Here is a 7,788-nt window from a genome sequence, read left to right on the forward strand (position 1 = left end):
CCCCGGGGGAGGCCGGGGCGCCGGCACCGGCGCGGCGCCTGGGCGCGCGCATGCAGCGCCCCGGGCTGTGGTTCGCGCTGCCCGCCGCCGCGCTGCTGCTCATCTTCTTCGCCTACCCGCTGGCAGTGTCGCTGCTGCAGAGCCTGTTCCGCACCGAAGGCGGCGTCTCGACGTTCGTCGGGATCGACCAGTACACCCGGATGCTGCGCGACCCGCTGATCGCGAAGAGTCTCGGAAACGCGCTGCTGATCCTCGTCGTGCAGGTGCCGCTCATGATCGCCCTCGCGGTCGGCCTGGCCTACCTGCTCAACCAGTCGTGGCTGCGCTTCCGCTCGGGTTTCCGGCTGATCACCTTCCTGCCCGCGATCACCACGCTCGTCGCCTACTCGGTGGTGTTCCGGGTGATCATGACGACCGACGGCGGACTGCTGAACCAGGCGCTCGGACTGGTCGGGGTGGCGCCGATCGACTGGCTGAACAACGAGTTCTGGGCACGCGTCGCACTGATCGCCTCGATCACGTGGCGCTGGACCGGCTACAACATGGTGATCATCCTCGCCGGACTCCAGGCGATCCCGCCCGAGCTGTACGAGGCGGCGCGCATCGACGGCGCCGGCCGCTGGCAGACCTTCTGGCACGTGGTCGTGCCCCAGTTGCGCCCGGTGCTGATCTTCACCAGCGTGACCTCGACGATCGGGGCGCTGCAGCTGTTCGACGAGAACTTCATCCTCACCGGCGGCGGGCCCAACAACGCCACACTCACGCCGGTGCTCTACCTGTACAAGATCGGGTTCCAGCAGTTCGACTTCGGCTACGCCAGCGCGATCGCCTGGATGCTCGTCGTGCTCACAGCGATCATCGCGATCGTGCAGTTCCGCATCATGAGGGAGAAACCGTGACCACTCAGCTGATCACGACCGGCAGGGCCCGGCGCACGGGTATCCCGGAGCGCCGAGGCGAGCCCCTCGCGCGCAGACTGGTGCTGCGCGCGCCCGTCTACGCGTTGCTGGTCGTCGCCGGCATCCTGGCGCTCGTGCCCTTCCTGTGGATGGTCATCGCCTCAACGCACCGCACGTCAGACCTGTTCGTCACCCCGCTGCCGCTGCTGCCCGGCGGGGGGTTCTGGCAGAACCTGGGCCGGCTGCAGGAGAGCATCGGGTTCGGTCAGGTGATGCTCAACAGCGTGCTCGTCGCGGTGATCTACACGGCGTTCAGCGCCGTCGTCAGCGTCATGTGCGGCTACGGGCTCGCTACGTACCGGTTCCGCGGTCGCGGCGTGCTGCTGGGGGCCATCCTCGTGACGATGATGATCCCGATGCAGGTGCTGCTCGTGCCCCTGTTCCAGATGATGGCGAGCCTCGGCTGGATCGACAGCTATCAGGCGCTGATCGTGCCGTTCCTGGCAAACGCGTTCGGCATCTTCCTCATGCGTCAGGGGTTCCTCGACTTCCCGACCACGCTCATCGAGGCGGCGCGCATCGACGGGGCATCCGAGCTGCGCACGTTCTACCGGATCGTGCTTCCCGTGGCCAGGCCGCAGATCGCGGCGCTGATCATCTACACGTTCATCAGCCAGTGGAACTCGTTCATCTGGCCGCTGCTCATGCTGAACACCGAGGCGAACTACACGATCCCGGTGGCGCTGAACACGATGATCGGTCTCAGCCGGGTCGACTACTCGGGGCTCATGCTCGGCTCGCTGCTGGCGACGCTACCGCTGTTCATCCTGTTCCTGGTGTTTCAGAAGCAGTTCGTGGCCGGATTGCTCGGTGGTGCGGTCAAGGGCTGACCGCCCGCGCCGCCCCTGCGACGGCTCAGGCGGTGAAGTAGGCGCTGGAGGCGTTGTCGAGGATGCGGCGCATGCCGTGCGTCCAGTTGATCCGCAGGGCCTCGACGGCGGCGGGCACGTCGCCCGCGGCCAGGGCGCGAGCGATGGCCGCGTGCTCCGCGGCGACGCGCTCGACCTTGACGTCCTCGCCCACGAGCAGCGACTCGTACCGGTGGAAGGATCCGCGCACGCTCTCGATCACGTCGAGCAGTCGCCTGTTCGGGCACACCGACAGCATGACCCCGTGCCATTCGTCGTCGCGGCTGATCACCAGCCGGTGCTCGACGAGCTCCTCCCGGAACGCATCGGCCAACTCGACCAGGCGCGCACCGACCACCTTCAGCTCGTCGACGGGAGACAGCTCGAGGGCGAGGCTCTCGAGCGCCGCCATGACGGGGGCGAGATCCTCGAACTCGCTCGCGCTGAGAGGCACGAAGCGGAAGCCCTTGCCGTTCTCGCTGGTGATCTGGCCTTCGGACTCGAGGGCGATCAGGGCTTCGCGAAGGGGCGTCCGGCTCACGCCGAGCTCGGCGGCGAGCTGCACCTCGTTGATGCTCTCTCCCGGCTTCGCCAGCCCGGTCCGCATCCGGTCGAGCAGTTCGCTGCGCACCTGCGAGCGGAGGTTCCTTCTTTCGATCGCCATGTGGTTGCCTCCCGAGCGTCAGCCTAGGGCTTGACCGGTTTCCGGTTCCGCCATAGTGTGTTGTATACAGAATACATTGAACAATGTACCGCGTCCACCACTCAGTGAGGAGTTCTCGTGACCGAGCATCGCGACGTTGAGCGCATCCGAGAGGTCCGGATCGACGCTCTCGCCTACGGCGGCGACTACAACCCCGACCAGTGGTCGGAGCAGACGTGGCGCGAGGACATCCGGCTCATGAAGGAGGCCGGCGTCACGATGGTGAGCCTGCCGATCTTCAGCTGGCCGCAGCTCGAACCCGAGCCCGGCGTGTACGACTGGGGCTGGCTCGACCGCATCCTCGACCTGCTGCACGAGGCGAGCATCCGCATCGACCTCGCGACCGCGACCGCCACGCCACCCTCCTGGCTGCTGCGCGCACACCCCGAGATGGGTCCGTCGGACTCGGAGGGCCACCGACTGGAGTTCGGCTCCCGCCAGACGTACTGCCCCTCGTCGCCGATCTGGCGCGAGAACGTCGCACGCATGACCCGAGCGATGGCCGAGCGCTACGGCGAGCACCCGGGGCTGGCGATGTGGCACATCTCGAACGAGTACGGCGACCACGTCTCGCGGTGCTGGTGCCCCGAATCGGCGCGGCACTTCCGCCGCTGGCTGCAGCACCGCTACGGCGACCTCGACGGCCTCAACGAGGCGTGGGGCGTGAACGTGTGGGGTCAGCGCTACACCTCGTGGGATCACGTCGAGACCCCCAGGAAGGCACCGGGCCCGATCAACCCCACCCAGCTGCTCGACTTCGAGCGGTTCTCGTCGGATGCCATGCTCGAGCTCTTCCAGATCGAGATCGACGTGCTGCGCGAGGTGACGCCCGACATCGCTGTGACCACGAACTTCATGAGCATGTTCCGCGACCTCGACTACTGGGACTTCGCGGCCGTCGAGGACATCGTCACCGATGACGCCTATCCCGAGCCCGCCGATCCGACCTCGCACGTCGGCGCCGCGCTGAACTACGGCCTGATGCGCTCGCTCAAGGGCGGCCGCCCGTGGCTGCTGCTCGAGTCGTCGGCCAGCGCCACCAGCTGGCGCGATATCAACGTGCCGAAGGCGCCGGGGAAGATCCGCGTCGAGAGCCTGCAGGCCGTCGCGCACGGGTCCGACGCGGTCATGTTCTTCCAGTGGCGCCAGGCCAAGTACGGGCAGGAGAAGTTCCACTCCTCGATGCTCGGCCACCGCGGCGAGAAGTCCCGCAGCTACCAGGAGACGAAGGCGCTCGGTCTGGAGCTGAAGAAGCTCGAGCCGGTGCGCGGCACCCGCGTGCGCTCCCGGGTTGCCCTGGTCGTCGACTGGGACTCCTGGTGGGGATCCAGCGCCGTCGAGTCGCTGCCCTCGCAGCGTCTGCAGTGGGCGCAGCAGGCCCGCGCCTGGCATCGCGCGCTGCACACGCTCGGCCACCCGGTCGACACCGTGCGCGCCACGGGCCCGTTCGAGAAGTACGACGTGGTCGTCGTGCCCAACCTGTACATCGCCGAGCAGCCGCACGCCGACGCCATGCGGGCCTTCGTCGACGGCGGCGGGCACCTGATCGTCGGACCGTTCTCGGGCGTCGTCGACACCACCGAGAAGGTGCACGACGGCGGTGCCCCAGGGCCGCTGCGCGACCTGCTCGGCATCGAGGTCGACGAGCAGTGGCCGATCGCCGACGGACTCGTCGAGCGCGTCGCCTACGGCACCGCCACGGTGGACGTGCCCGGCTGGGCGGAGTGGATCGAAGCGGATGCCGATGTCGAGGTGCGCGGTCGCTACGCGTCGGGGGTGCTCGAGGGCCTGCCCGCGGTCACCCGTCGCGCCCGCGGCACCGGGTCGGCGGCCTACGTCAGCGCCATGCTCACCCCCGACGGCATGCTCACCGTGTTCGGCGACCTGCTCGGCGCCGCCGGCCTTCCCGTCCGTGACCGTGTCGACGTGAACGCCGAGTCCGTCACCCGCGCCGACGACGACACCGACTACACGTTCCTGCTCAACCACGGCGCCGAGCCCGTGACGTTCCGGGTGCCGGCATCCGGAGTCGACCTGCTCACCGGAGCCGACGTCGCCGACGCGATCGAAATCGCCGGCTACGGCGTCGCGGTCGTCGCCGCTCCCCGCGCCGCCGAGATCCCGTTCATCACACTGACCACATCCACTGCGAAGGAGCAGGCATGACGCATCCGTTCGTGCATCCGTACATCCCCAACACCGCGCCGGAGACGCGTGCGGCGATGCTCTCCGCCGTAGGCGCGGGATCGGTCGACGAGTTCTACGCCGACGTTCCGGAATCCCTGCGCCTGGGCCGCCCGCTCGACCTCCCTGCGCCGTTCGTCGCCGAGCAGGATCTCGCCCGCCACGTGCGGGGCCTGCTCTCGAAGAACCGCTCGGCGCAGGAGCGCCTCAGCTTCCTCGGTGCGGGCACCTACAACCACTACGTGCCGGCCGTCGTCGACGAGGTCATCAACCGCAGCGAGTTCCTCACCGCCTACGCCGGCGAGCCGTACGAGGATCACGGCCGGTTCCAGGCGCTGTTCCAGTACCAGTCGCTCATGGCCGAGCTGCTCGAGATGGACGTCGTGAACGTGCCGACCTACGACGGCTACCAGGCCGCCGCCACCGGACTCGCCATGTCGGGGCGGATCACCGGACGAGCCCGCGTGCTCGTCGCGAGCGACGTGCTGCCCGCCAAGCTGGCGAAGGTGGCCGACTTCGTGCGCGCCCATCTCACCCTCGAGCACGTGCCGACCGTCAACGGCACAGCCGACGTCGCGGCGATCACCGCAGCCCTCGGCGACGACGTCGCCGCGGTGTGGGTCGAGACCCCGAGCGCGACGGGAGCGGTCGAGGCCGACCTGCAGCGGATCGCCGACGCCGCACACGAGGCCGGCGCCGTGCTCGTGGTCGGCACCGACCCGATCGGCTACGGCATTCTCACCCCGCCCGCGCTGCACGGCGCCGACATCGTCACCGGAGACATCCAGTCGCTCGGCCTGCACCAGTGGTTCGGCGGCGCTCATGGCGGCTTCATCGCCGTGCACGACGACACGCGCTTCGTCATGGAGATGCCCTCGCGGCTGTTCGGCCTCGAATCGACCGACGTGCCCGGCGAGTACGGCTTCGGCGACGTCGCCTACGATCGCACTTCCTTCGCGCATCGCGAAGAGGGCAAGGAATGGGTGGGCACGGCCGCAGCGCTGTGGGGCATCGCCGCCGGCGTCTACCTCGCGCTGATGGGACCCGAGGGCATGGGCGAGCTCGGCGAGGCCCTGCTCGCCCGCACCCGCTACGCCCAGCACGCGCTCGCCGCCATAGACGGCGTGACCCTCGACGACGACGCCGTGCACCTGCGCGAGTTCTCCGTGACGCTGCCTGTTCCGGCATCCGACGTCGTCACCGCCCTGCGGCAGAAGGGCATCGAGCCCGGTGTCGTGGTGGGCGAGCGCCGTCTGCTGGTGTGCGTCACCGAGATGACCACGCAGTCCGACATCGACACCCTCGCCGCGGCGCTCGCCGCGGTCACCGCACCCGCTCTCGCAGAGGAGACGAAGTGACCCTCCCCGTCGCACCCAAGCCCGCACTGCGCCGGTTCCAGCAGGCCCGCTGGGACGAGCCGATCATCTTCGAGCTGTCCACCCCCGGTGAGCGCGGCGTGCTCGTCTCGCAGGTCGAGCCCGGCATCCGCGACGCCGTCGGCGACGTCGTCGCCGCGCTGCCGGACTCGCTGCGCCGCCCGTCGAAGGCGAAGCTGCCCGAGATGGGTCAGATGCGCGTGCTCAAGCACTACCTGCGCCTGTCGCAGGAGAACCTCGGCGCCGACTTCAACGTCGACATCGGCCAGGGCACCTGCACCATGAAGTACGCGCCCAAGATCAACGATCAGCTGGCCGGCTCCCCGCAGGTGACCGCGATGCACCCGCACCAGGACCCCGCCGACGCGCAAGGCATGCTCGAGATCCTGTGGCAGCTCGAGCGGATGCTCGCCGAGATCTCGGGCATGGACGAGGTCTCGCTGCACACGCAGGGCGGATCGGCCGCGATCTGGTCGAACATCGCCATGATCCGCGCCTACCACGAGGCGAACGGCGAGGGTGAGCAGCGGCGCGAGGTGATCACGACCATCTTCAGTCACCCGTCGAACGCCGCAGCAGCCAAGGCGGCCGGCTACGAGGTCATCACGGTGTACCCCGACGCCGACGGCTACCCGTCGCTGGATGCTCTGAAGGCGGCGCTCTCGCCGCGCACGGCGGCGATCATGGTCACCAATCCCGAGGACACAGGCATCTACAACCCGACGATCAGGGAGTGGGTCGACGCCGCGCACGCCGTCGGAGCCCTCGCCTCGTACGATCAGGCCAACGCCAACGGCATCCTCGGCATCACCCGTGCCCGCGACGCGGGCTTCGACGTGTGCCACTTCAATCTGCACAAGACGTTCGGCACCCCGCACGGCTGCGGCGGCCCCGGCGCGGGCGCCAACGCAGTGAGCGCCGCGCTCGCTCCGTTCCTTCCCGGACCGCGCGTCGTCCGCCAGGACGACGGCACCTTCGCCGTCGCCGAGGCCGCGGCGCAGTCGATCGGCGCGGTCGCCCCGTTCTTCGGCGTCATCCCCGCGCTGGTCAAGGCGTACGCGTGGATCATGGCGCTCGGCGCCGAGGGGCTGCTGGCCGCCGCCGAGACCGCGGTGCTGAACAACAACTACCTGATGGCCAAGGTGCTGGCGATCCCTGGCGCCTCGGCCCCGTACGCGACCGGCCGGCGCCGGATCGAGCAGGTGCGCTACTCATGGGAGCAGCTGTACCAGGAGACCGGCATCTCGTCGGAGGAGATCGGCATCCGGATGTCGGACTTCGGCATGCACTACTGGACCAGCCACCACCCGTACGTCGTGCCGCAGCCGTTCACCCTCGAGCCGACCGAGTCGTACTCGATGGCCGAGCTCGACGAGTACGTCGCCGCCCTGGCCGAGGTGGCGCGCGAGGCGCGCGAGACCCCCGAGGTGGTGCGCACCGCGCCGCACAACCAGACCGTGCACCACACGCACCACGATTCGCTCGACGATCCCGAGCGCTGGGCGGTCACGTGGCGGGCGTACGAGCGCAAGTACCCGATGACGGAGTCGGGGCGCCGCTTCGCCGCAGCGGAGGCCTGATCCCGTGATCGGACTGGTCGTCAACCCTGTCGCCGGAATCGGCGGGCCCGCGGGTCTCGCCGGCTCCGACGGCGCGGAGGTGCAGCGCCTCGCGATCGCGCGCGGCGCGCACTCGAGTGCGCAGGAGCGCGCGACCAT

At 69.2% G+C, this 7,788-nt stretch carries 6 protein-coding genes; 5 read left to right on the plus strand and 1 reads right to left on the minus strand.

The genetic code is table 11. The features are described 5' to 3' along the window. Positions 1–899, plus strand: an 899-nt coding sequence (locus RT309_RS12295; protein WP_313357440.1) for a sugar ABC transporter permease, incomplete at its 5' end; no start/stop codon positions are given. Next, the gene (locus tag RT309_RS12300) at positions 896–1,789 is read left to right on the plus strand and encodes a carbohydrate ABC transporter permease (RefSeq protein WP_313357441.1); all 894 of its coding nucleotides are present in this window, start codon (positions 896–898) and stop codon (positions 1,787–1,789) included. The genes RT309_RS12295 and RT309_RS12300, both read left to right, overlap by 4 nt. Before the next feature lie 25 nt (positions 1,790–1,814). Here RT309_RS12300 and RT309_RS12305 read toward each other — a convergent pair whose 3' ends face one another. Next, positions 1,815–2,471, minus strand: coding sequence for a GntR family transcriptional regulator (locus tag RT309_RS12305; RefSeq protein ID WP_313357443.1), 657 nt, complete (start codon positions 2,469–2,471; stop codon positions 1,815–1,817). A gap of 117 nt (positions 2,472–2,588) precedes the next feature. Here RT309_RS12305 and RT309_RS12310 point away from each other — a divergent pair, with 117 nt between their 5' ends. Genes RT309_RS12310 through gcvPB form a run of 3 tightly spaced genes read left to right on the plus strand, consistent with a single transcriptional unit; the run spans position 2,589 to position 7,650 of the window. After that, positions 2,589–4,676, plus strand: coding sequence for a beta-galactosidase (locus RT309_RS12310; protein WP_313357445.1), 2,088 nt, complete (start codon positions 2,589–2,591; stop codon positions 4,674–4,676). Continuing rightward, complete coding sequence (gcvPA, locus tag RT309_RS12315; protein ID WP_313357446.1) at positions 4,673–6,052, plus strand: aminomethyl-transferring glycine dehydrogenase subunit GcvPA; 1,380 nt, start codon at positions 4,673–4,675, stop codon at positions 6,050–6,052. The genes RT309_RS12310 and gcvPA overlap by 4 nt, the downstream gene beginning before the upstream one ends. Next, the gene (gene gcvPB / locus RT309_RS12320) at positions 6,049–7,650 is read left to right on the plus strand and encodes an aminomethyl-transferring glycine dehydrogenase subunit GcvPB (RefSeq protein WP_313357447.1); all 1,602 of its coding nucleotides are present in this window, start codon (positions 6,049–6,051) and stop codon (positions 7,648–7,650) included. Before gcvPA ends, gcvPB begins: the two co-directional genes overlap by 4 nt. Positions 7,651–7,788: the final 138 nt, after the last annotated feature.

Source organism: Microbacterium sp. (assembly GCF_032084865.1).
GTDB lineage: Bacteria > Actinomycetota > Actinomycetes > Actinomycetales > Microbacteriaceae > Microbacterium.